Below are 24,205 nucleotides of genomic sequence, written 5' to 3'. Positions count from 1 at the left end.
TAATGATAGTCTCTACTTAAATCCTCGGGATGCTTTAATAAGATCATAAGCGGCTTGAATTTCTTGCGCACGTTTTTTAGCCGCTTCTAACATCTCTTTCGGTAAACCTTTTGATACTAGTTTATCTGGATGATGCTCATTCATTAATTTACGATAAGCGCGTTTAATTTCTGAGATCTCAGCTGTTGGCTCAACGCCCAAAATTTTGTAAGCATTTTGCAAATCTGATTGAGTCGAGCGACCTTGGTAACCACCATAATTATTGTTCTGATTATATTGACTATGTTGGTTGTACTGATTTTGAGAATAACTATAACTATTTTGACCAAAATGATAGCTCGCCATCATCATTTTGATATACGCTGCCATTTGCTGACGAGGTATATTGAATTCATCTGCTACAATAAAAAGAATGTCTAACTCTTTATCATCCAATTGACCGTCAACCAGCGCGGCTTGAATGAGTTGTTCACAAAAAATATTTAACACATTACGTCGGTAACGATATTGTGCATAGAGTTCAGCCAAACGTGAACGTAGTGGGTAATCACTAGCTTTACCGCGATTGAATGATTCTTGAGCTAACTGGCGGCTGTTATTATCAAGTTGTAATCTATCCATAAATTGGCGAGCTAGATTGATATCATCTTGGGTCACCACACCTTTAGCTTTACTTAAATGTCCCAATACTTCAAAAACAACGGTTAAATAGAGCGTTGGATTTGCTTGGGTTCGTTGATTGGTTAATTTATTGCAAAATGCTTGATAAAGCATTGGGCCAATAAAAAGACCCAGTATAAAACCCCAACTTGTTTTTAAGACAATGCTTAACACAAAGCCTGTAATAATCGCCCAAATAAAAGACATATTATTCGTTCACCTCAATTCGATCTATTTTTTGTAGCCCGCGAGGTAAAGCACTACCTTTACGCGCGCGTTCTGCGGTAAATTTTTGTAAATCAGCAGGATAAAGCGTTAGTTTGCGTTTACCAACATGTAAGGTTATTGATGTTGTTGGTGTGATTAACATCATATACGCTAAACTATCATCACTACCGGCAAGTGAAATAATTTTATTACCTTTACCTTTGGCTAATTCGGGTAAGTCTTTAACAGGAAAAATTAGCATGCGTCCTGCTTTTGTGATGGATAACAGTAAGCTTGCTTCATCAGTAATTTCAATAGGTGGTAATACCTGAGCCTGATTAGATAAATTAATGATAGCTTTACCATTACGATTGCGCGCAACTAAATCACTAAATTGACAAATAAAACCATAACCTGCACTTGATGCTAGTAATAATTTTTGATTTTCATTAGCTGACATAAGGACATGTTCAACTATTGCCCCAGCAGGGAGAGCCAATTTTCCGGTAAGCGGTTCGCCTTGACCTCGAGCAGATGGTAATGTATTGGGTTCAATGGCGTAGCTGCGACCAGTAGAATCAATAAAGACAACCGGTTGATTACTTTTACCTTTGGCTGCCGCTTTGAAGCTGTCTCCCGCTTTATAACTTAGCCCAACGGGATCGATATCATGACCTTTTGCCGCTCTTACCCAGCCCATTTCGGACAGCACAATAGTAACGGGTTCGGACGGTGTTAATTCTTGTTCGGTAATCGCTTTCGCTTCGCTACGTTCAACAATTGGCGAACGGCGATCGTCGCCATACTTTTCAGCATCTTGCTGTAACTCTTTTTTGATTAAATTACTGAGTTTTCTTGGTGAGTCAAGTAGAGCTTGTAGTTGATCGCGTTCTTTAGCTAGATCAGCTTGTTCGCCTTTGATGCGCATCTCTTCTAATTTTGCTAAATGACGCAGTTTTAACTCTAAAATCGCTTCTGCTTGTGTTTCACTTAAGGCAAATCGTTTAATCAATTCTTCTTTTGGATCGTCTTCATGCCGAATAATTTCAATAACTTCATCAATATTTAAAAAAGCTATTAATAAACCATCTAAAATATGAAGGCGTTTTAAAACCTTGTCTAAACGATAGTTTAAACGTCTGGTTACGGTATTACGGCGATACTCTAGCCATTCGGTAAGAATTTCAACTAAGCCTTTCACTGCTGGGCGGTTATCAAGCCCAATCATGTTCATATTAACACGATAACTTTTTTCCAGATCGGTTGTCGCAAATAGATGATTCATCACTTGTTCTAAATCTACTCGATTAGATCTTGGGACAATTACTAAACGAGTTGGATTTTCATGATCTGACTCATCACGTAAATCTTCAATTAACGGCAGTTTTTTCGCTCGCATTTGTGCGGCGATTTGTTCTAATATTTTTGCACCTGAAACTTGGTGTGGTAGATCAGTAATAACAATATCACCGTCTTCTTTTTTCCAAACGGCACGCATGCGAATTGATCCACGTCCAGTTTGATAAATCTTTGCAATATCTTCTGGCGAAGTAATAATCTCGGCTTCAGTTGGAAAATCTGGTCCTTTAATGTGAGCCATCACTTCACTCAGTGTTGCTTTAGGATTATCGGCTAACATAATAGCGGCATTAGCCACTTCACGGATATTATGCGGTGGTATGTCAGTTGCCATCCCTACTGCAATACCGGTGGTACCATTTAATAAAATATTGGGTAATCTAGCTGGTAACATTTTCGGTTCTTGTAATGTACCATCGAAGTTAGGGGTATAATCGACCGTGCCTTGTCCTAACTCGCCTAATAGCAGTTCAGCATATTTCGATAAGCGTGATTCGGTATAACGCATAGCGGCAAAGGATTTGGGATCATCTGGCGCCCCCCAGTTACCTTGTCCGTCAACTAAAGGATAACGGTAGGAAAATGGCTGAGCCATTAATACCATCGCTTCATAACAGGCACTATCACCATGTGGGTGATATTTACCTAAAACGTCACCAACGGTACGTGCTGACTTTTTAAATTTAGCTTGAGCATTAAGCCCTAATTCTGACATGGCATAAACAATACGGCGTTGTACCGGTTTTAAACCGTCACCAATAAACGGCAGTGCACGGTCCATAATGACATACATCGAGTAGTTTAAATAAGCGCTTTCAGTAAAGGTACGTAGCGATTGAACTTCTACTCCGTCATGAGTTATCTCACTCATTATTGTTCCTCTAAATCATTCTTTATGTTAGACATCAAGTTGGACTTGATCACCTTTTTCTTGTAACCATTCACGGCGATCTTCTGAGCGTTTTTTCGCAAGTAGCATATCCATTAATGCCATGGTTTCTTCGGAATTATCTAATGATAATTGAACTAAACGGCGAGTATTGGGATCCATCGTTGTTTCACGTAGTTGCAGTGGATTCATTTCACCTAAACCTTTAAAACGTTGGACATTCGGCTTGCCTTTTTTACGTTTTAACTGATCTAAAATTCCTTCTTTTTCTTCTTCATCCAAGGCATAGTGAACCTCTTTACCAAGATCGATACGATAGAGTGGCGGCATGGCAACAAAGACATGCCCATGTTCGACCATGGCTTTAAAATGGCGAACAAAAAGCGCACATAGCAGCGTAGCTATATGTAATCCATCGGAATCGGCGTCAGCTAAAATACAGATTTTACCATATCGTAATTGACTTAAATCATCACTGTCAGGATCAATACCAATAGCGACCGAGATATCATGGATTTCTTGAGAGCCAAGCACTTCATCTGATGAGACTTCCCAAGTATTTAATATTTTACCTTTTAACGGCATTATCGCTTGATACTCACGATCGCGAGCCTGTTTTGCTGAACCGCCCGCAGAATCCCCTTCCACTAAAAAGAGTTCGGTTCGGCTTAAGTCTTGTGACGAGCAGTCCGCTAATTTGCCTGGAAGGGCTGGACCACTGGTCAGCTTTTTACGGATAACTTTTTTTGATGCTCGTAGGCGTTTTTGCGCACTTGAAATGACCATTTCAGCCAGTAATTCAGCGACTTGTACATGCTGATTTAACCAAAGGCTAAAGGCATCTTTAACAATCGCTGAAACAAACGCCGCACTTTGTCGTGATGACAACCGCTCTTTGGTTTGACCGGCAAACTGGGGCTCTTGCATTTTGACCGACAGTACATAAGCGCAGCGTTCCCAAATATCATCGGCTGTGAGTTTTATTCCTCGCGGTAATAAATTGCGGAATTCACAAAATTCACGCATCGCATCGAGCAGACCTTGGCGTAAACCATTTACATGGGTACCGCCTTGTACCGTTGGAATTAAGTTAACGTAACTTTCTGTTAACAGTTCACCGCCTTCAGGCATCCAAAGTAGTGCCCATTCAACTGCTTCGGTTTCACCATTATGGCTACCAGTAAAGGGTTCTTCTGGTAAAAGCGTGTAACCACTAACTGATTCTATTAGGTAATCTTTTAAACCGTCTTGATAGCACCAGCGTTGTTCGGTATTGTTGATCTTATCTTTAAAAATGATTTCAAGACCGGGGCAAAGTACAGCTTTGGCCTTCAATAGGTGCGTTAAACGTGGGACTGAAAATCTTGGTGAGTCGAAATATTTTTCGTCAGGCCAAAAATGAACTTTGGTTCCCGTATTACGACGACCACATGTACCAATAACATGTAAATCTTCAACTTTATTGCCATTTTCAAACGCGATTTGATACACTTGCCCATCACGGTTAACGGTAACTTCTACACGCTTTGATAAAGCATTAACTACCGAAATACCTACTCCATGTAAACCACCAGAAAATTGGTAATTTTTATTAGAGAATTTTCCCCCTGCATGTAAGCGGCACAGTAATAGTTCAATCGCCGGAACGCCTTCTTCTGGGTGAATATCAACCGGCATTCCTCGTCCATCATCAATCACTTCTAATGAGTTATCTTCATAAAGTGTGACTTTAACTTGTTTGGCATGCCCCGCTATTGCTTCATCAACACTGTTATCAATGACCTCTTGCCCTAAATGGTTTGGGCGAGTAGTATCCGTGTACATCCCTGGTCGGTGACGGACAGGATCAAGTCCTTTTAGGACTTCTATATCAACGGCATTATATGTGGATTGTGACATAATTTTTCTATTTATCCGGATAAATGGGAGTATTATACCAATCTTTCATTAAGATGTATGAAATTAAATTTATGCTTACTTGAAAATAGGTTTTTTAAAGCTGCGTTATTTGATAATAATTCTTATTATATTAATTTATTTGAAGTTAATTAGTTATTTTTCTATTTCTCAGTTTTTTTATTGTACTTTTAGTATTATGATAGATAAATCCCACAAAAAAATTAAGGGAATAAGATGAGCAAGTCAGAAAAAAAGATTACTCGGCGTGATTTTTTGCAAAAATCGCTCGCTGTCGGGAGCGTTACTGCGCTCGCAAATAGTTTTCAATTACCATTTGCCTATGCCGAACCTAATCCGACAACTCAAAATAGTCTAGCACCAAATCCTACTAATGATGAGAAGATTTTTTATAGTGCTTGTTTAGTTAATTGTGGTAGCCGATGTCCATTAAAAGTCCATGTAAAAAATGATATTATTACTAAAATTTCGTCGGAAGACGGTATTGACGAACCTGCCTTTGGATTGCATCAAATTCGTCCTTGCTTGCGAGGTCGGGCTGTTCGTTGGCGAACCTACGATCCTGAGCGTTTAAAATATCCCATGCTCCGTATTGGTAAACGAGGTGAAGGTAAATTTAAACGCATTTCATGGGACGAAGCCATTAATCTTCTTGCAGATAAGCTTAAATATACCATCAACCAATATGGTAATGAGGCTATCTATTATCAATATGGCACAGGCACGACGGGCGCCAATCTTTCTGGGCGTAATGTCTGTAAGCGATTTTTAAGCAGTATTGGCGGCTTTCTTAATTATCATGGTGATTACTCAAGTGGGCAGATAACCGCCATTCAACCTTATATTTATGGTAATGCTAAAGATTCATTATTGGATCAAATAAAGCATTCTGATGTAGTTGTGATGTTTGGTCATAATGTTGCCGAAACGCGAATGTCGGGCGGTGGGCAAGTTACAGAGCTGTTTAATGCATTAGCGCAAAGCAACGCTCGAGTAATTATTATCGATCCAAGGCGTAGTGAAAGTGTGGTTGGTTATAATGCGGAGTGGATCCCGATTATTCCCGGTACTGATGCCGCGTTAGTCGCTGCAATTATTTATGCACTATTAGAGGAAGATAAAATTGATGAGGCAATGCTTAATCGATATTGTGTGGGTTGGAATGCTGACACTTTGCCTGATTCTGCACCGCCTTTTAGTGATTATAAATCGTATATTTTAGGTTTGGGGGATGATAGAACCGCTAAAACCCCTGAATGGGCAGCGAAAAAGACCGGTATTCCAGCTGCAAAAATTCGGCAACTGGCGCTTGATATTATCAATGCTAAAGCAGCTTGGATCTCTCAAGGTTGGGGGGCTCAACGCTGGCAAAATGGCGAGCATACAGCTCGTGCAATTATGTTATTACCAATTATTACGGGTCAATTTGGTAAACGTGGTACTAATATTGGAACATGGGGAGGGAGTGTGACTTATCCTGTTCCAGGTTTAAACCTTTTAAATCCGATTAAAACCAGTATTCCTTTCTTTTTATGGACGAAAGCTATTGCAGATCCAGATAGCATGACAGCTAAAAATGCCTACATACTGGGTAAAGATAAACTCGATGTAGGTATCAAATTCTTATGGAGTTATGCCAGTAACGTTATTGGCAATCAGCATGCTGATCTCAATCAAACCCATCAAATTTTACAAGATGAATCAAAATGTGAATTCATTTTAGTGTGGGATACCCATATGACTGCATCGGCACGATATGCTGATTTATTGCTACCGGATGTATCATCGGTTGAAAGCAATGATCTTATTAATAATTCTTATGCAACGGGTGCTTATCACTATTTTATTCGAATGCAGCGGGCTATTAAGCCATTATGGGAAAATCGCCCTGCATATGAGGTTTTGACTGAATTGGCTGAAAAAATGGGTGTTAAAGAGAAATTTACGCAAGGGCGAACTCAAGATGAGTGGATAGCTTATAGCTATGAAAGAATGCGCAAGCAAAATCCTGATTTACCCTCCTTTGCTGACACTGATGGGATGGGCGTGATTGACCGTAAATTAGCTGATAGTGATGCACAAATCGCGTTAAAAGATTTTCGAGACGATCCGATTAATCAGCCATTAAATACGCCGTCCGGTAAAATAGAAATCTATTCCGAAGCATTAGCTAAGATAGCCGGTGAATGGGAGTTTGATGAGCAGGATATGCTTTACCCCATTCCAGCTTATCTACCCGCTATTGAGGGGAGTGAAGATATAGCAATGCGGCAAAAATATCCGTTACAAATGATAGGATTTCATATTAAAGGCCATTGTCACTCTAGTTATAGTAATTTACCTCAATTACGCGAAGCTGTAGCAAGCAGTATATGGATTAATCCACTAGATGCAGAGCAACGGCAAATTAAGCACGGTCAACTTGTAGAAGTTTTCAATGATCGAGGACGACTTTATATCCCCGCTAAAGTTACACCAAGAATATTACCTGGCGTGATTGCTATTCCGCAAGGATTATGGGCTAAAACTAATGCAGCCGGCATTGATATTGGTGGTTGTGTGAATCGCTTAACTTCTATGCGGCCTTCAGTTCTGGCTAAATCTAATCCACAGCACACCAATTTGGTTGAGATTAAACCATTGTCGGTGATGTCATCGACATCATAGGTAATAGGGGGATGAGCAAAATGCAATTTGGATTTTATATTAACTCGGCCAAATGTACTGGTTGTAAAACTTGCCAATTAAGTTGTAAAGATGAAAAAGATAATGCGCTCGGTGTTCATTATCGCCGCGTATATGAATATGGCGGTGGTTCATGGCAGCAAGTTGATGGTATTTGGCAAAATGATACTTTTACCTATTATTTATCCATCTCATGTAATCATTGTGAGCAACCAACTTGCGTGCAAGGTTGCCCAACCGGTGCGATGCATAAACGCAAGGAAGATGGTTTAGTTGTGGTTAATCAAGATGTGTGCATAGGGTGCCGCTATTGTGAAATGCGCTGTCCATATGGGGCGCCTCAGTATGATCACCAAAAACGGGTGATGTCAAAATGTGATGGTTGTTATGAGCGCGTGGCTGAGGGGCTAAAACCAGTATGTGTAGAGTCTTGTCCACAACGTGCATTAGATTTTGACCAAATCGATAAATTACGTGAGCGCTATGGTGAAGAACGTAATATTGCACCATTACCTGATGCTCAGTTAACAAAACCTAATATCGTGATTAAACCACATGCTCAAGCTAAAGCATCGGGTGATACATTGGGTAAAATACTCAATCCAGAGGAGGTGTAATATGCATGAATTACCGCTAGTATTTTTTACGGTGTTTGGGCAACTATCCGCTGGCATGGTGTTTTTAAGTAGCTTATATTATCTGGTTAATCATACAAAAGATAAAATATCTATTATTCAAAAAATTAATGTTGTCAGCCTGATTTTTATGGCGATAGGCATGATCATTGCTTCTTTCCACTTAGGGCATCCTTTACGCGCATTAAATGTGATTTTTGGGATTGGTCGCTCGCCGATGAGTAACGAAATTTTTACCTTTGGCATATTATTTGGTGTCACCTTTGCTTCAGTAGTATTAAATTATTTTTCGTGTTATCCAGCTGACGATAAGTTCAAATTCTTTAGAGTTATTTGCTGGAAGGTAAATAAGATTCCTTATGTCAATGGCTTACTATCAGCCGTTCTAATTTTATTAAGCATAGTGTTTGTTTGGACCATTGTTTTAACCTATATGTTACCAACAGTCAAAACATGGGACACGTATTACACTGCCTTGCAAATGTATACTGCTATGTTTGCTTTAGGTGGGATTGCAAGCGCTATGTTAGGTTTAAAACGGTTGGGTAGCGTTGTTTTTTTGATGGCTGGATTGTTAATCGTATTGTTAAAAATACCTTATGCTAATTTAATGGCAACTATTACGCCAGAACTCACCGCTCAGCAAAGTGGTTGGATGATTGGTGAATGTGCTTTAATCTTAGTTGCTTTGTTGTTAGTGATTATCAATATTTGGCGAGCAAACTATGCAATGATCTTATCGATTATCGCTTTTACTTGTGTTTTTGTTGCTGAAATTTGTGGGCGCATTGTATTTTATAATTTATGGGTAATTCCATTATAATAAGTAACAAACAGTTTTACTCATCAAGATGAAAAAATCGTCTAATGATAATTAAGGGATAGAATAACTTGGATAAGTTAGCATGCGCAACGGTGGCAAAAGTGTTAGGTGCTTTTTTTTATTATTCGCCAAATAGCCAGATTGTACAGCCACTAATTAATCCTTTATTACATATTGATAAACTTATTGATTGGCAAAATCCATCATTAATTAGTCAGCAATGCCAAACATTAATGACAGAGATAAGTAATACAGATCTTGATTATCAATTTTCGTTGTTATTTGAAGGGCAGGGTGATATGCCTGCGCCCCCTTGGGGATCCGTTTATTTAGATCAAGAACAGTTATTAATGGGCGAATCACAAGAGCGTTATCGTCAGTTTTTACAGCAACACGGGATAACTCTTAATACCGGTATGAATGAGCCGGAAGATCAGTTTGGATTAATGTTAATGGCATTTGCGTTATTACTCGAAAAAAATCAAATATCAATTGCCAAGCAATTAATTAATGAACATTTACTGACCTGGTCATCAAACTATTTAGAATGCTTGAAAAATAATGACATTAGCCAATTTTATCAATCGTTAGCCGTCATTGCTCAGCAATATTTGTTAATGCTATCGACGTTATAGTAGGCTTTGAATTCCTTTTAACTTTTTACTTTGCTTAAGTTTTATAGACGTTGTCGCAACTTTGCAGCTTTTAAGGGAAACGGTATAATCCTGCTATTACTTTTCAGATAAACCCCAAATTATGTTAGCTTATTTACAACTGATGCGGTTAGACCGACCAATTGGTACCTTATTATTACTATGGCCCACGCTTTGGGCAATTTGGCTGACTGGTCAGCCTTATACTTATACCTCATTAGTGTTTGTTTTAGGGGTAATTGTTATGCGTGCGGCTGGCTGTGTGGTAAATGATTATGCCGATCGTAACTTTGATGCACATGTCGAACGAACCCAAAATCGCCCATTGGCACGGGGTGCATTAACTGCTAAAAATGCATTATGGACACTAGTGTTACTTTTAGCAATAGCACTTGGTTTATTGCTAACTTTAAACAAATTGACTTGGTTAATTGCCTGTTTTGCTTTATTAACCGCCATGATTTACCCTTTCATGAAGCGTTATACTCATCTTCCTCAAGTTATTTTGGGGCTAGCATTTAGTTGGAGCATTCCAATGGTGTACGCGGCAACCATTGAGCAATTTCCATTAACTTGCTGGTTACTTTGTTTAGCGAATATTAGCTGGACGGTCGCTTATGATACTGAGTATGCTATGGTCGATCGAAATGATGATATAAAAATTGGTATTAAATCAACGGCAATTCTATTTGGTTGTTATGACAAATTAATGATTGGTGTGTTACAAATGATCGCCATAATCTGTTTATTGATTGTTGGGTTAATCAATCATTTATCGTTTATATACTATAGCGCGTTAGCATTAGCCTCGATGTTATTTATTTATCAACAAACATTAATCAAGCAACGCCAACGCAATAACTGTTTTAAAGCATTTATGAATAATAATTCTGTAGGGTTGTTGGTTTTTGTCGGGATTTTTTGCAGTGAGTGGTTTGTTTGATTTTTATCCATAAATATGGATATTCCCATAAACTTCTGGTCGGGAATTGTTTTTATTTATCAATCAAATTTGTTTCTTAAATTTTAACTTCTTAAAAGAAGTTAAACCGTGATTAAAAATTTTAAGGAAATGGATGCGTTTTTGCATCCCCAAAATCTCTTGATTTTACATTTTACATCTACTACAAAATAAACATTTTCATTTTTGTTCCGCTAATGTCGCTTGTACAATTCGTAATGCATCAAATGTCTCTTTAACATCATGGACACGAATAATGTGTGCACCTTTCATTGCAGCAATGACAGCACAAGTTACACTACCTAGCATACGCTGTTGTGGTGGTACATTTAATACTTGTCCAATCATAGATTTCCGTGACATGCCTACCAATAAAGGGAGGTCAAAATGGTGGAATTTTTCTAATGTTGCTAAGAGTCGATAATTATGAGCCAAGGTTTTACCAAAACCAAAGCCAGGATCGAGAATGATTTTTTGTCGATCAATTCCTGCTTGTATGCAACGATCAATATGTTGAGCAAAAAAGTCATCCACTACTTGATAGATATCTTGTTCATAATGTGGTGCATTTTGCATAGTTTTTGGATCGCCTTGCATGTGCATAATACAAACGGGTAATCCTGTTTGGGACGCAGCTTCAATTGCGCCAGGTTCGGTTAGTGCACGGATATCATTGATTAAGTGTGCACCTGCTTTTGCCGATTCGGTTATGACTTGTGGTTTTGAGGTATCAACCGAAATCCAAACATCAAAATAACGGGCAACTTTTTCAACTAAAGGAATCACTCTATTGAGTTCTTCTTCAACCGAGACTTCAGCCGCCCCTGGTCGAGTTGATTCTCCACCAATATCAATGAATGTGGCACCGGCTTGGATCATGTTATCGACACGACGCATTGCATCATCAAGATTGTTGTAATTGCCACCATCAGAAAACGAATCTGGTGTCATATTTACAATACCCATCACTTGTGGATAAGAGAGCTCCATTACTTGATTTTGAAAACGTATTTCCATGGTTATAGCCTTATTCGATTTTTATTGATAATGTTTTTATGCGATATTAAAAACGCTTGAGCACAATTGTTGCATGTATTTTATGCAGATTATGATGTTATTGTTGCCCTATTTATAAGAGAGTTATTTTAATATTATCGATAAAAAACGCGCCGTAGCGCGTTATATTTTATTAAAGTCAATTAACTTTCTGATTGAGGTGGTATATCGCTTCCTTCATTTGGAATTTGATTTGCTGCTTTTTCGTCACTTTCTGTCCAATCATCAGGCGCAGTGATAGGTCGACGAGCAATTAAATCTGCAACTTGTTTAGCACCAATAGTTTCGTACTTCATTAATGCATCTTTCATGGCGTGAAGTACATCCATATTTTCAGTCAGTATTTTACGTGCCCGTTCAAAATTACGGTCGATAATTTTTTTGACTTCTTCATCAATGATACGTGCTGTTTCATCTGAAATATCTTTAGGACGACCATAAGATGAGTTATCATCCATTTCATAAAATAATGGACCTAAGCGATCAGAAAAGCCCCACTGAGTAACCATCGCTCTGGCGTATTGCGTCGCGACTTTTATATCATTAGATGCACCGGTTGATACTTTATCAACACCGTAAATAAGTTCTTCAGCAAGCCGACCACCATAAAGTGTTGCAATGTCACCCTCTAATTTTTCACGGCTTTCACTAACGCGATCACCTTCAGGTAAAAAGAACGTAACCCCTAATGCGCGTCCACGTGGAATAATGGTCACTTTGTGAATCGGATCATGATCAGGCATTAAATAACCAATAATTGCATGACCAGCTTCGTGATAAGCCGTAGAAATAAGCTGTTCTTTGGTCATGGTTAATGAACGTCGTTCAGTACCCATGTTAATTTTATCTTTAGCTTCTTCAAACTCGTCCATGGTGACTAAGCGCTTATTACGACGCGCGGCAAATAGTGCAGCTTCGTTTACAAGGTTTGCTAGTTCAGCGCCAGAATAACCAGGTGTACCACGTGCAAGAACGGATAAATTGACATCAGAACCAAGTGGAACTTTACGTACATGAACGGCTAAAATTTGTTCACGTCCTTTCATGTCCGGTAAACCAATTTGTACTTGGCGGTCAAAACGACCTGGGCGAAGTAATGCTGGATCTAAAATATCAACACGGTTGGTTGCCGCAATAATGATGATGCCACTATTCGCTTCGAAACCATCCATTTCAACTAACATTTGGTTAAGGGTTTGTTCACGTTCGTCATGACCACCCATTGACCCTGCGCCACGTTTACGCCCGACAGCATCAATTTCGTCAATAAAAATGATACAAGGCGAATGTTTACGAGCTTGTTCGAATAGATCGCGAACACGAGATGCACCGACACCAACAAACATTTCGACAAAGTCAGAACCCGATATACTAAAGAAAGGTACATTGGCTTCACCCGCGATAGCTTTGGCAAGTAGCGTTTTACCGGTACCTGGTGGTCCAACCATCAAAATCCCTTTTGGGATGCGTCCACCTAGTTTTTGATATTTGCCAGGATCGCGTAAAAAATCCACGACTTCGGTGACTTCTTGCTTCGCTTCTTCACTACCCGCAACATCGGTAAACTTAGTTTTGACTTGATCTGGAGTGAGCATTTTGGCTTTACTTTTGCCAACAGACATTGGCCCGCCTTTGCCGCCACCCTGCATTTGGCGCATGATAAAAATCCAGAAGCCAATTAATAGAATAATTGGAAACCAAGAGATCAAAATATTAACTAATAAACTCGGTTTTTCATCAGGGCTACCATAAACAGCAACTTTGTTTAATACCAAATCATCCATTAATTTTTCATCAAAATAAGGGATATAGGTGACATAACTGCCGTTACCTTTAGTGGTGGCAACAATTTCACGCCCGTTAATATGCACCTCTTGAAGTTTGCCACTGGTGATGTCTGAGTTGAATTGGGTATAATTGACTTGAGGACCACTATTGGATATTGAGCTGAATTGATTAAATACAGCAATCAATACTACCGCAATGACTCCCCAGATCAGCAAATTCTTTACCATGTCGTTCAAAAGAAAAACCTCTCATAAAAATTAACAGTTACGACTAAAATTAACTTAGCAATGGTACTACAAAATTATACAACTGGCTACTTCATACCCATTGCAACGATATAAACTTCTCGGGATCTTGCCCGTGAAGCTTCAGGTTTACGGATTTTGACTGTTTTAAACATTGAGCGTACCTGTTTTAGGTACTCTTCAAAACCTTCACCTTGGAATACTTTGACAATAAAATTACCGTTAGGTGCAAGCACGTCTCGACACATATCAAGCGCGAGTTCAACTAAATACATAGCTCTAGGAATATCAACAGCGGGTTGACCACTCATATTGGGGGCCATATCTGACATCACAACTTGAACTTTTTGATCACCAACGCGTTCAAGCAGTGCTTTTAATACTGCTTCATCACGAAAATCACCTTGCAAAAAATCAACGCCAACAATCGGATCCATGGGTAATAAATCACATGCAATAATGCGACCTTTATTACCAATTAAAGATGCTACGTATTGTGACCAACCACCAGGTGCTGCACCTAAATCAACAACGGTTATCCCGGGTTTAAATAGTTTGTCACTTTTTTGAATTTCTTCTAATTTGAACCATGCCCGAGATCGTAATCCCTTTTTTTGGGCTTGTTGTACAAAGCGATCTTTGAAATGTTCATTAAGCCAGCGTGTCGAACTTGCCGAGCGTTTTTTATTACTCACCGCTAATAAATCCTTAGTGTAAGAAGGTTTCTTCAATTGATTACTCATATATATAAGGGTAGAATAGCAAAATTACAACTTAATGTGATAAAAAATTAATGAATTTATCAAATAAACAAAAACAGTACTTAAAAAGTGAATCCCATCATTTAAAACCTGTTGTGATGATTGGTGCTAATGGGTTTACCGAAGGTGTTCTTGCTGAAATTGAAAGCGCTTTAAATTTTCATGAATTAATTAAGATTAAAGTATCAGCTGAAGATCGTGACAGTAAAAAATTAATTTGCGATGCAATTATTCGTGAAACCAAAGCACTAGCTGTACAACAAGTCGGGTCTATTTTTACCATTTTTAGACCAAGTGATGAAAAGAAAATCACTTTACCTAAATAAAATAAAAACAGGGCAGTAAGCCCTGTTTTTATTGTTAACTTTTATGTTTTTTTGATATTAGATATATTCAACTTTTACTATATCAAATTCTACATCACCGCCTGGTGTTTTAATTTGGACTGTGTCACCATCTTCTTTGCCAATTAAACCTCTGGCAATAGGTGAGTTGACCGAAATCAGATTTTGCCTATAGTCAGCTTCATCATCACCGACAATGCGATAAGTTGTTTCTTCGTCGGTATCAACATTGATTACTGTTACTGTGGCACCAAAAATTATACGTCCGGTGTTTTTCACTTTGGTAATATCAATAATTTGTGCTTGTGATAACTTGCCTTCAATTTCTTGAATACGTCCTTCACAAAAGCCTTGTTGTTCTCTGGCTGCATGGTATTCGGCGTTTTCTTTTAAATCCCCGTGCGCTCTTGCTTCGGCTATAGCTGCTGTAATTTGTGGTCGTTTAACTTTTTTCAGCTCTTCCAATTCCGCGCGTAATAATTCGGCTCCCTTTACCGTCATTGGGATTTGTTTCATCTTTGCTCTCCCGTTTTACTGATAATAAAAAAAATAACAAGCCCAACGCTTAATCAAAAGCGTGGCAGGTGGTGATTGTAGTTGTATATGTTATTTTAAAAGACACCAATGTCTATCGCTATATATTAACTGTAAAACCGATCTGACCACAAATCATTTATATCGAAATCAGGTGCTATTTTGGCTAAAATCGGTTATCGTAATGTAATTATTAATATTTTAATTAACCATTTAGTCTATTTATGTTATGCGACGATTAAGATTATCTATAATTATTGTCTTGTCTATTATTTGGTTTGTGTTGTTATTACCTTATTTCTTAATGCAGACTTCTTTTGGTGCGAATTTAATTGGGCAACAATTATCTAAATTAAGTCCTTATACTATTTCTATTGGCAAGGTAAGTCATTCATTTTCAAATTTTTATGAGCTGTCTTTTGATGATGTTGTGATTAGTAATGAAAAGCAGCAATTGGTTAATGTTCCAAAATTAGTTGTTGGATTTGATAAAGATAACCTATGGCAGTTAAATCATTTCAATTATATTACTGTTTTTGAAGGTGTGATTGATTATTCACAAACAGCTAAAGATTATAATTTTACAGCAAACACGCTAAAATTAGTGGATACCAACATCAATATTCCCCTTAATAATAACCAAGATAAATTATCATTAAACCAGTTAAATGGTGGCATTAAATCATTTAATTCGCAAGGTGAGGGAGACTATCAGTTTGATTTGACGGCACAGCAAGTTATGTTAAATCAACAGACAATGGATAAGGTACTTATTCAAGGCTTTCATCGAAATAATATTATTACTGTTACCAATTTAGGTGGTAATGTTGATAATGGTTTTTTTGTTAGTAAATTGAAAATAATGGCGGATAATAGCTGGGATATTGAACAGTTGAAGATTAATAAGATTCATTTTAAATCGATGGATGACCACTATTCTACAATACTGCCTAAGTTAGTTATTCGCCAATTAACTATGTTCGATAGTAGTATTCAACTTCCAGAATTAACTATTGATAAAGGGAATATTGATGCAACTAACCTACGCTATGATCAACAATGGATAGTAGATGATAGTGATGTTACTTTGAGTGCAGAGAGTGTAGTTTGGCATGATGAGGTATTTTCATCGGCATTGTTACAATTACAGTTTAAAAATAATCAAGTTGAAATTCAAAAAGCGATGGCAAATTGGAATGAAGGTAATCTTGATTTTACTGGTAGTTGGAGTAATAACGCCTTACATTTAGAAAAATTATTATTAGCTGGTGTCAATTACCAAGTACCGCCAAAATCAGACGGATTTTTATTACCCGATCTATTTAGCCGAGTAGAAGTGGATCAATTAACCATTTTACCTGGTATGTTAATTGATAAAAATTCAGATTTTCCATTTGTTTTTATCAATTTTGAAATGTCAGGCTCTAATGTAGTCTTAGTTCAAGATAGAAAATTAGGTATTTATGCTGGAACCTTATTTTGTAAAGCTGAACGGGGCTCTATTAATGAAATTGATATTAAATATCCCGATCTTGTTGTTAAATTTGATGCTCAAGATCAAACTTTAGTCAGTTTTAGTTCGTTAGTGAGTGGCGGTATGGTTGAAGCAATAGCGACAATAGATCCAACGCAAACTGAATTTGTCTCGTTACATTTAACTGCCTATAATATCTCCAGTTCACTATTAAAAGAGTGGAAATTAATAGAAGAACCACCTAAATCCATTAATTATAGTGCAGATTTACACGGTAGTATTTCACCATTTAAATTATCTGGCACTCTATTGTCTAATGAAAACGAGTTTATTATTAATCCATAATATTGATTTAAGTAAAAACATCCTTATATACCCTGTAAAGATATTTGATATCTGACTAGTGTTTAGTATCAGATTGACTTGATGAAAAATGTATATGAGGATGTAATGAATCCAGTTAGATTAGATAAATGGTTGTGGGCTGCAAGGTTTTATAAAACTCGTTCATTAGCTCGAGAAATGGTTGACGGTGGTAAAGTTCATTATAATGGACAGCGCACTAAACCAAGTAAAATTATTGAAGTGGGGGCAATTTTAACTCTTCGACAAGGTTCTGATCAAAAGACCATCCAAGTATTAGCCATTACTGAACAGCGTAGATCTGCTACAGAGGCACAATTACTTTATCAAGAAACGCAAGAAAGTATTACTAAACGCGAAACCATAGCACAAGCACGTAAACTTAACGCATTAACTATGCCACATCCGGATCGGAAACCGGATAAAAAAGAGCGACGTAACTTGATTAAATTTAAATATGATAGACAACTAGGCGAAAATAACTAATATGGATACTTTAAATCGATTTTTATTTGATAATCACGCTATTCGAGGTGAAATCACCCATCTTGAACAGACATACCAGGCAATTTTAGATAATCACACTTATCCCGTTGCTGTACAAAAAGTCTTAGGTGAATTACTGGTGATAACTAGTTTATTAACAGCTACACTAAAATTTGAGGGTGATATCGCTGTACAATTACAAGGTGATGGTCCTTTATCTTTAGCGGTTGTAAATGGTAATGATCAGCAACAACTTCGAGGAGTTGCGCGTGTAAAGTCGGATATTGCCAATAATGCAACACTTAAAGAAATGGTTGGTAATGGTTATATTGTTATTACAATTACACCCAAAAATGGTGAACGTTATCAAGGTATTGTAGGATTAGAAAGCGATACGCTTATTGGTTGTATTGAAAACTATTTCATGCAGTCTGAGCAGTTACCAACACGTTTATTTGTCAAAACAGGCGTTTATAATAATAAACCTGTTGCTGCTGGTATTTTATTGCAGATATTGCCAGGAAATGAAAATACATCTGATTCTTTCGAGCATCTATGTACCTTAACTCAAACGATTACTAGTGATGAGTTATTTGAACTGTCCACTGAAGAAATTTTATATCGTTTATATAATCAAGAGCAAGTTCGATTATTTGATACTCATAACGTGACATTTAAATGTGGTTGTTCTCGTGAACGTTGTGAAGATAGCTTAATGACTTTGCCTGCCAATGAAATAGATCAGATGCTAAAAGAAGATGGTGGCAAAATTGATATTCATTGTGATTATTGTGGGAAACATTACATATTTGATACGATTGATATTGCTCAAATCAGAGCTAAACAGCATACCAATTATCATTGATTTTTCTTTCTAAAAGGACCACTAAAATTTGTTAAAATTTTAGTGGTAAGGTGAAATATAGGGAAATTAAACCCACTGCTAATTTACCAGACTCGTATAAATATGTCAGTTTCTTTTATCGGTTTTGATAGATATTTTTGTAAAGAATCTTTACAAAACTATTTATAACAATAATACCTAAAAATATCTTATTAATTGTTTTTAATATCAATAAGTTAGGAAGATAATTTTTTACTTAATAAACTAAACGTGTTTCTAGTATAGAATTTATAATAATAACGGCAGTAATGCGATTTATGTTTTGTTGTTTTTTTCTATATCTATATCTTCAACTATGGCATGTTTATCAGAAATTCTACACTTAATATTAAAGTGATAAAGTCTAAATCCATAATCCTGCTCTTTCAAACTTTTTTGTTTATATGCTGGCCTTGGATCTTGAGCAATAACTTGAGTAATTAATGCTGCCAAATTAGGGTAGGTAAGTTGATGTGATTTAAGTAATTGCAGTGCTTTTTTTGAAAATTCAACGGTTAACGTTTTATCTGGCATCGATTGTGCATAACCGGCAATTGCCTCGGGATAACTATCACAATAAGGTAAGTAGGGTTTGATATCGATAACCGGTGTTCCATCTACTAAATCAACACTACCTAATTTTAAAATGACTTGTTTGTTTTTTATAACGATATCTTTCAACGCTACTGCTGACAAACCAATATGGTTGGGTCTAAATGGAGAACGCGTTGCAAACACCCCTAACGTTTTATTTCCGCCTAAACGCGGTGGGCGCACTGTTAAACGCCATTTGTCTAATTCAATTTGATGAAATTGAAATAAAAGCCAAAGATGAGAAAACTGTTCTAATCCTTTAATTGCATCAGGGTTATTGTAAGGTGGTAACAAATGCAGTTCACCTTGACCTTCAGTCACTAAATTAGGTTGCCGAGGTACAGCAAATTTTTCACTATAAGGTGAATGGATAATGCCTATTGGGTTGATTATTTGTTTCATATTAATTGAGTTAACAGGTAAAACTCATGAATAAAATACATTATAAAATAGTTATTATGACATATTAAAAACATCCACCGACGTTAAGCCGGTGGAAAAACATCATAATATTTTAGCTATGATTTTACCAACCACGAATTGCGCCGCCATTAAACACTTGATTAGCCTTTTGGGCTACGGCATCTGTTTGGTAAGCTTTAACAAAGTTTTTGACATTGTCATTATCTTTATCTACTTCACGTGATACGATGATATTTACATAAGGTGATTCTTTATCTTCAACAAAAATACCATCTTTGCTTGGTGTTAAATTAGCTTGTCCTGCAAAAGCATTATTAATAATGGCAAGGTCAACTTGTGCATCATCTAATGAACGCGGTAACATTGGTGCTTCAAGTTCAACAATTTTATAATTATACGGGTTGCTAGTAATATCAAGTACTGTTGGTAGTAATCCTTTTGATTTATCCACCGTAATCATGCCTTCGTGTTGTAATAACAATAATGCACGGCCTAAATTAGTTGGATCGTTAGGAATGGCTATTGTTGAGCTAGCTGGAATAAAGAAGGTTTCGTCACGCGGTGAGGTTACTTTCACACCGGCACCAGTTTCAGCTGATTTATCAATTGGTTTTAATTTATGTGAATAGCTGGCAATTGGATAAACAAATGAGTTGCCGACTACTGCTAATTTATAACCACGTTCTTTCATTTGTTCATCTAAATAAGGTTTATGTTGGAATGCGTTAACATCAATTAAGCCATCATTTAGTGCTTGGTTTGGCGTGACATAGTCATTAAAAATAACCAGTTCTACATCCAAGTTATAAAGATCTTTAGCTTGTTGTTTAGCAACTTCTGCAACTTCTTGTTCTGGGCCTGAAATCACACCAACTTTAATCGTGTTAGTTTTTACAGGCTCTGTCGGTTTAGTTTCTTCTGTTTTTGATTGTTTATTATCACAACCCGTTAAAAAAAATGCACTCACCAAAGTAGTGATAAGTGCTAGCTTCTTAATAGACATAATTTTCTCCAAAATTAATGATGAGTAACACGTTTTACAATAGCATTGCCAATAAATTGAATAATAAATACGATAATAATTAATATTATCAAAACCGTGTTCATTATAGCAGGCTTATAACCATTGTAACCATATTGTATTGCTAGTTGACCTAGTCCCCCTGCACCAACCGCACCGGCCATAGCAATATAGCCAGTTAGGGTAATTAATGTAATTGTCATACTATTAACAATGACAGGTAATGATTCGGGTAATAAAACTTTATAAATTATTTGTAGTGGTGTTGCCCCCATTGAACGTGCTGCTTCGATTAATCCTTTTGGTACATCTAATAAGGCATTTTCGATCATTCGTGCAATTAGAGGTGACACACCAATACTCAGTGGTACGACTGCTGCTTGTTTACCAATAAAAGTTCCCATAAGAAATGTCGTGAAAGGAATAATCCAGACAATCAAAATAATAAATGGTATGGAACGAAATACATTAGTAATGAATGAAAGAGCGTTATTTGCTAAGTAACAATCTAAAATTTGCCCTTTGCGTGTGGTATAAAGTAATATGCCTATTGGTAAGCCAATCACTGTTCCCCAAAAACCTGACAAAATAACCATGTATAGGGTTTCATCGGTCGCTTGTGCCATTTTGAATAACATGGCTTCATTAAAGCCATTAAAAGAAGAGCAAAAAGTCACAAAGTTTGCCCAAAAATCGTGTTCAGCTAAAAATCGAAATAATGATTCAAAAGGTTTAAACGAAGGAATAAAATTAAACATAACCGAGCACCTCTACTTTGGTGTTATTGTTCTCTAAAAATTGTATTGCTGATGCTGTGCTTTTCGGTTTGCCTTTCATTTCTGTCAACATTAATCCAAACTTAACACCGCCAGCATAATCCATTTGAGCACTGATAATGTTACTATCAATATCAAATTCTTTAGCAATTTGTGATAACAGTGGCAAATCAACTGAAACACCAGTAAATTCTAAACTTACTAATGGATTTAAACCTTCTTTATATTCAGGTGATAGCCTTGCTAAATAGTCCTCAGGGATAGTTAAGTGTAAAGTTGATTGTATAAATTGCCTTGCAATATCAGTTTTAGCATGTGAAAACATTTCACCAACCGATGATTGTTCTACTAATTTACCATTACTGATAACGGCAACTTGATCACAAATTTGTTTTACCACATCCATTTCATGAGTGATTAATAAGATGGTTAAACCGAGTTTTTGGTTGATATCTTTTAATAAAGCTAAAATAGAGCGTGTTGTTTCTGGATCTAATGCGCTAGTTGCTTCATCACATAGTAATACCTTGGGATCACTGGCTAACGCTCTAGCAATAGCAACGCGTTGTTTTTGTCCACCAGACAAATTAGCCGGATAGACATGAGCTTTCTCGCTTAATCCGACTAATTCAATCAGTTCGGTCACTTTTTGCTTTATTTGCGCTTTTGGTGTTTTATTTAGTTCTAATGGAAAAGCAATATTATCAAAAACGGTACGTGAAGAAAGCAGGTTGAAGTGCTGAAAAATCATACTGATTTTTCGACGTACTTCAATTAGCTTACGGTTAGAAAGGTGAGTAATTTCTTGATTATCAAAAAATATTTTACCACTAGTCGGTTTTTCGAGTAGGTTTACGCATCGAATAAGTGTACTTTTCCCCGCTCCTGATTTGCCAATAACGCCATAGATTTGCCCTTGCGGAACATGAAGGGAAATATCGTTTAAAGCATGAATTGGGGTCTTATTATGCTCAAATATTTTCGAAATATGCTGTAATTGTATCATAATATATATAGACAAAGGGTAGATAGCTGAATATTAAGACGTCTAGACATCTAAGTCAATCAATAATATGCTATACGAATTGGTGTAATGCCTAAGTAAAAGGAAAAAAGTAAACATGAAACCTGCTATTTTTTTGGATCGAGATGGTACCATTAATGTCGATTATAATTATGTTCATACCATTGATAAATTTGATTTTATTGATGGGGTTATAGAAGCTATGCAAGAGCTCAAAAAAATGGGTTTTTTGTTGGTGATTACGACCAATCAATCAGGTATAGCTAGAAATATCTTTACTGAAGAACAGTTTAATACATTAACAGAATGGATGGATTGGTCATTACAAGATCGCGGTGTAGATTTGGATGGAATCTATTATTGTCCTCACGATCCATTGACTGATAAATGCGAATGCCGAAAACCAAATCCCGGTATGATACAAACAGCAGCGAAAGAGTTAAAAATTGATATTGCCAACTCTTATATGGTCGGTGACCGAGTGTCTGATTTATTGTCGGGGAAAAAGGCCGGAGTTAAAAAAACGGTTTTGGTGAAAACCGGTGATGCCATTACTGAAGAAGCATTAGCGCAAGCTGATTGGGTAATTGACAGCTTGGCGGATTTACCCAATAAAATAAAAGCAGAGTCATAATTTTCTAAAAATACTATTGTTATACGGCATTTAAAATTAATGCCGTATAATTTTCACGATAAGAGGTGATAATATTAACCCCAAAAATAGTGCATTAATAAAGTTCACCACACTTTGACCAAAGGTATGAATAGTATTGGCGAAAAAAAGAGAAAAACAACTTAAAAAAATCAAAAATACTGAACCCAAATATAGGAAGCTAATTTTATTTTTCTTATCAATCAAGACAGATAACCTAAGAATAAAGAGGCATATTAAGCTTAATCCGATCAGAGCACTTTTATGTTGCAATAATTAATAGATTGGAATATCTGTATTTTTTAGTGAAATTATCTGTTGTAAAAAAAAGTGTTTCACAAAAAAGCCAGTCAAGTGAGTAAAACTATCCCAACCTACATGAGATAGTGCACCTATTAATACAGAAGTTAAGACAATAAACCAATGATGGTAGCAATATTCACACCAATTAAAATTTAGATAATGAGCGAATCATTTATATAGAAAATGGGGCAAATTTTTGATTAATTCATTACGAATAATAAAGTGAAAGATAAAAGCAACAATTATTGTTATTGGTAGATCAAAATAAAAAATACCTAATTAAAGTATGGCTCATATCACTTTTTATTTTTATTCTAAGAAAATATTCAAAATCAGGTGACATACTACCTATAATTAAGGTTATCATAGAAAAAATTGAGGCTTTTTGTAAAAAGATAAAACAATTGTAGGATGTGCAAAAGTAAAAGGCATATAAAATATGCTTGAAAAGTTAGACTGAAATAGAAAAATTATAATTATATAATCAATAGTAAATAAAGAAAGTTTGTAAAATTTGTATAGAATTAGTTTATTTTCACAGCGCCATGAGTAAAAAAAACACAAACAGAAAAAAAATAGCAATAAACACTTGCAGGAATTTTTTAAGTGCCTATAATGCGCATCCACTGACACGGCGTTAGTGAAAAACAAACGAAGAACGTGTTAGAGAGCAAGATCAAAAATATTGA

The 24,205-nt window shown here is 36.6% G+C and carries 22 protein-coding genes and 1 pseudogene; 10 read left to right on the top strand and 13 right to left on the bottom strand.

Annotated features, from left to right (window positions below; translation table 11 throughout):
- Positions 1-12 precede the first annotated feature (12 nt).
- The 3 genes from djlA to parE are packed head-to-tail and all read right to left on the bottom strand — an operon-like array spanning position 13 to position 5,014.
- Positions 13-867 (bottom strand): co-chaperone DjlA, encoded by an 855-nt coding sequence (gene djlA / locus J3U59_RS11830; protein WP_267334530.1) that lies wholly within the window; start codon positions 865-867, stop codon positions 13-15.
- A gap of 1 nt (position 868) precedes the next feature.
- Complete coding sequence (gene parC, locus J3U59_RS11825) at positions 869-3,097, bottom strand: DNA topoisomerase IV subunit A (RefSeq protein ID WP_267334532.1); 2,229 nt, start codon at positions 3,095-3,097, stop codon at positions 869-871.
- Between the two features lie 27 nt (positions 3,098-3,124).
- Positions 3,125-5,014, bottom strand: a complete 1,890-nt coding sequence (parE, locus tag J3U59_RS11820) for a DNA topoisomerase IV subunit B (RefSeq protein ID WP_267334534.1) — start codon at positions 5,012-5,014, stop codon at positions 3,125-3,127.
- A 234-nt stretch (positions 5,015-5,248) separates the two neighbouring features.
- Here parE and J3U59_RS11815 point away from each other — a divergent pair, with 234 nt between their 5' ends.
- From J3U59_RS11815 to ubiA, 5 genes are all read left to right on the top strand, one after another.
- Entirely contained in the window at positions 5,249-7,699 is a 2,451-nt protein-coding gene (locus tag J3U59_RS11815; protein WP_267334536.1) for a DMSO/selenate family reductase complex A subunit, read from the top strand.
- 20 nt (positions 7,700-7,719) lie between these two features.
- Positions 7,720-8,334, top strand: a complete 615-nt coding sequence (locus tag J3U59_RS11810) for a DMSO/selenate family reductase complex B subunit (RefSeq protein ID WP_416379621.1) — start codon at positions 7,720-7,722, stop codon at positions 8,332-8,334.
- 1 nt (position 8,335) lies between these two features.
- Positions 8,336-9,175: a dimethyl sulfoxide reductase anchor subunit family protein gene (locus J3U59_RS11805; RefSeq protein WP_267334540.1), complete on the top strand. Its 840-nt coding sequence runs from the start codon at positions 8,336-8,338 to the stop codon at positions 9,173-9,175.
- A 68-nt stretch (positions 9,176-9,243) separates the two neighbouring features.
- Positions 9,244-9,810, top strand: a complete 567-nt coding sequence (locus tag J3U59_RS11800; RefSeq protein WP_267334541.1) for a molecular chaperone TorD family protein — start codon at positions 9,244-9,246, stop codon at positions 9,808-9,810.
- 121 nt (positions 9,811-9,931) lie between these two features.
- Complete coding sequence (ubiA, locus tag J3U59_RS11795) at positions 9,932-10,771, top strand: 4-hydroxybenzoate octaprenyltransferase (protein WP_267334543.1); 840 nt, start codon at positions 9,932-9,934, stop codon at positions 10,769-10,771.
- 198 nt (positions 10,772-10,969) lie between these two features.
- Here the strand turns inward: ubiA and folP are convergent, their stop codons facing one another.
- The 3 genes from folP to rlmE form a co-directional block, all read right to left on the bottom strand.
- Entirely contained in the window at positions 10,970-11,806 is an 837-nt protein-coding gene (folP, locus tag J3U59_RS11790) for a dihydropteroate synthase (protein WP_267334545.1), read from the bottom strand.
- 182 nt (positions 11,807-11,988) lie between these two features.
- Positions 11,989-13,869, bottom strand: coding sequence for an ATP-dependent zinc metalloprotease FtsH (gene ftsH, locus J3U59_RS11785; RefSeq protein WP_416379619.1), 1,881 nt, complete (start codon positions 13,867-13,869; stop codon positions 11,989-11,991).
- A gap of 77 nt (positions 13,870-13,946) precedes the next feature.
- Positions 13,947-14,573, bottom strand: coding sequence for a 23S rRNA (uridine(2552)-2'-O)-methyltransferase RlmE (gene rlmE / locus J3U59_RS11780; RefSeq protein WP_065633282.1), 627 nt, complete (start codon positions 14,571-14,573; stop codon positions 13,947-13,949).
- A gap of 98 nt (positions 14,574-14,671) precedes the next feature.
- Here rlmE and yhbY point away from each other — a divergent pair, with 98 nt between their 5' ends.
- Positions 14,672-14,965, top strand: coding sequence for a ribosome assembly RNA-binding protein YhbY (gene yhbY / locus J3U59_RS11775; RefSeq protein ID WP_065633283.1), 294 nt, complete (start codon positions 14,672-14,674; stop codon positions 14,963-14,965).
- 57 nt (positions 14,966-15,022) lie between these two features.
- Here the strand turns inward: yhbY and greA are convergent, their stop codons facing one another.
- Complete coding sequence (gene greA, locus J3U59_RS11770; RefSeq protein WP_267334548.1) at positions 15,023-15,499, bottom strand: transcription elongation factor GreA; 477 nt, start codon at positions 15,497-15,499, stop codon at positions 15,023-15,025.
- A gap of 247 nt (positions 15,500-15,746) precedes the next feature.
- Between greA and J3U59_RS11765 the strand changes: the two genes are divergently transcribed.
- The 3 genes from J3U59_RS11765 to hslO all read left to right on the top strand — a co-directional run bounded on the left by J3U59_RS11765 (position 15,747) and on the right by hslO (position 18,705).
- A complete protein-coding gene (locus J3U59_RS11765; protein ID WP_267334550.1) occupies positions 15,747-17,336 on the top strand; it encodes a hypothetical protein in 1,590 nt (529 codons plus the stop codon).
- Positions 17,337-17,441: 105 nt separating this feature from the next.
- A complete protein-coding gene (gene hslR, locus J3U59_RS11760; protein WP_141671509.1) occupies positions 17,442-17,840 on the top strand; it encodes a ribosome-associated heat shock protein Hsp15 in 399 nt (132 codons plus the stop codon).
- Positions 17,833-18,705, top strand: coding sequence for an Hsp33 family molecular chaperone HslO (gene hslO / locus J3U59_RS11755; RefSeq protein WP_267334567.1), 873 nt, complete (start codon positions 17,833-17,835; stop codon positions 18,703-18,705). Before hslR ends, hslO begins: the two co-directional genes overlap by 8 nt.
- Positions 18,706-18,999: 294 nt before the next feature.
- On the opposite strand, the gene tsaA is transcribed toward hslO, so the two are convergent.
- From tsaA to metN, 4 genes are all read right to left on the bottom strand, one after another.
- Positions 19,000-19,719, bottom strand: a complete 720-nt coding sequence (tsaA, locus tag J3U59_RS11750; RefSeq protein ID WP_267334554.1) for a tRNA (N6-threonylcarbamoyladenosine(37)-N6)-methyltransferase TrmO — start codon at positions 19,717-19,719, stop codon at positions 19,000-19,002.
- A 124-nt stretch (positions 19,720-19,843) separates the two neighbouring features.
- Complete coding sequence (locus tag J3U59_RS11745) at positions 19,844-20,743, bottom strand: MetQ/NlpA family lipoprotein (RefSeq protein ID WP_267334556.1); 900 nt, start codon at positions 20,741-20,743, stop codon at positions 19,844-19,846.
- 14 nt (positions 20,744-20,757) lie between these two features.
- Positions 20,758-21,399: a methionine ABC transporter permease gene (locus J3U59_RS11740; RefSeq protein WP_416379622.1), complete on the bottom strand. Its 642-nt coding sequence runs from the start codon at positions 21,397-21,399 to the stop codon at positions 20,758-20,760.
- A 112-nt stretch (positions 21,400-21,511) separates the two neighbouring features.
- On the bottom strand, positions 21,512-22,543 hold the full coding sequence (gene metN, locus J3U59_RS11735) for a methionine ABC transporter ATP-binding protein MetN (protein WP_267334560.1): 1,032 nt from the start codon (positions 22,541-22,543) through the stop codon (positions 21,512-21,514).
- 115 nt (positions 22,544-22,658) lie between these two features.
- Between metN and gmhB the strand changes: the two genes are divergently transcribed.
- Positions 22,659-23,195, top strand: coding sequence for a D-glycero-beta-D-manno-heptose 1,7-bisphosphate 7-phosphatase (gene gmhB / locus J3U59_RS11730; protein ID WP_267334562.1), 537 nt, complete (start codon positions 22,659-22,661; stop codon positions 23,193-23,195).
- Positions 23,196-23,231: 36 nt separating this feature from the next.
- Here the strand turns inward: gmhB and J3U59_RS12070 are convergent.
- Positions 23,232-23,663 (bottom strand): annotated as a pseudogene (locus J3U59_RS12070) (DUF4184 family protein); the annotation flags it as partial.
- 112 nt (positions 23,664-23,775) lie between these two features.
- Positions 23,776-23,892: a DUF4184 family protein gene (locus J3U59_RS12065; RefSeq protein ID WP_416379628.1), complete on the bottom strand. Its 117-nt coding sequence runs from the start codon at positions 23,890-23,892 to the stop codon at positions 23,776-23,778.
- Positions 23,893-24,205 lie beyond the last annotated feature (313 nt).

This window comes from Gilliamella sp. B3783 (assembly GCF_026536125.1).
Classification (GTDB): domain Bacteria; phylum Pseudomonadota; class Gammaproteobacteria; order Enterobacterales; family Orbaceae; genus Gilliamella.
The sequence above is the reverse complement of the archived record's forward strand: the minus strand, read 5'-3'. Positions and strand labels throughout refer to the sequence as shown.

Excerpts from the sequence above, each read along its gene's own strand:
- djlA (WP_267334530.1), bottom strand. The coding sequence starts at position 867 with ATGTCTTTTATTTGGGCGATTATTACAGGCTTTGTGTTAAGCATTGTC.
- parC (WP_267334532.1), bottom strand. The coding sequence starts at position 3,097 with ATGAGTGAGATAACTCATGACGGAGTAGAAGTTCAATCGCTACGTACC.
- parE (WP_267334534.1), bottom strand. The coding sequence starts at position 5,014 with ATGTCACAATCCACATATAATGCCGTTGATATAGAAGTCCTAAAAGGA.
- J3U59_RS11815 (WP_267334536.1), top strand. The coding sequence starts at position 5,249 with ATGAGCAAGTCAGAAAAAAAGATTACTCGGCGTGATTTTTTGCAAAAA.
- J3U59_RS11810 (WP_416379621.1), top strand. The coding sequence starts at position 7,720 with ATGCAATTTGGATTTTATATTAACTCGGCCAAATGTACTGGTTGTAAA.
- J3U59_RS11805 (WP_267334540.1), top strand. The coding sequence starts at position 8,336 with ATGCATGAATTACCGCTAGTATTTTTTACGGTGTTTGGGCAACTATCC.
- ubiA (WP_267334543.1), top strand. The coding sequence starts at position 9,932 with ATGTTAGCTTATTTACAACTGATGCGGTTAGACCGACCAATTGGTACC.
- folP (WP_267334545.1), bottom strand. The coding sequence starts at position 11,806 with ATGGAAATACGTTTTCAAAATCAAGTAATGGAGCTCTCTTATCCACAA.
- yhbY (WP_065633283.1), top strand. The coding sequence starts at position 14,672 with ATGAATTTATCAAATAAACAAAAACAGTACTTAAAAAGTGAATCCCAT.
- greA (WP_267334548.1), bottom strand. The coding sequence starts at position 15,499 with ATGAAACAAATCCCAATGACGGTAAAGGGAGCCGAATTATTACGCGCG.
- J3U59_RS11765 (WP_267334550.1), top strand. The coding sequence starts at position 15,747 with ATGCGACGATTAAGATTATCTATAATTATTGTCTTGTCTATTATTTGG.
- hslR (WP_141671509.1), top strand. The coding sequence starts at position 17,442 with ATGAATCCAGTTAGATTAGATAAATGGTTGTGGGCTGCAAGGTTTTAT.
- tsaA (WP_267334554.1), bottom strand. The coding sequence starts at position 19,719 with ATGAAACAAATAATCAACCCAATAGGCATTATCCATTCACCTTATAGT.
- J3U59_RS11745 (WP_267334556.1), bottom strand. The coding sequence starts at position 20,743 with ATGTCTATTAAGAAGCTAGCACTTATCACTACTTTGGTGAGTGCATTT.
- J3U59_RS11740 (WP_416379622.1), bottom strand. The coding sequence starts at position 21,399 with ATGTTATTCAAAATGGCACAAGCGACCGATGAAACCCTATACATGGTT.
- metN (WP_267334560.1), bottom strand. The coding sequence starts at position 22,543 with ATGATACAATTACAGCATATTTCGAAAATATTTGAGCATAATAAGACC.
- gmhB (WP_267334562.1), top strand. The coding sequence starts at position 22,659 with ATGAAACCTGCTATTTTTTTGGATCGAGATGGTACCATTAATGTCGAT.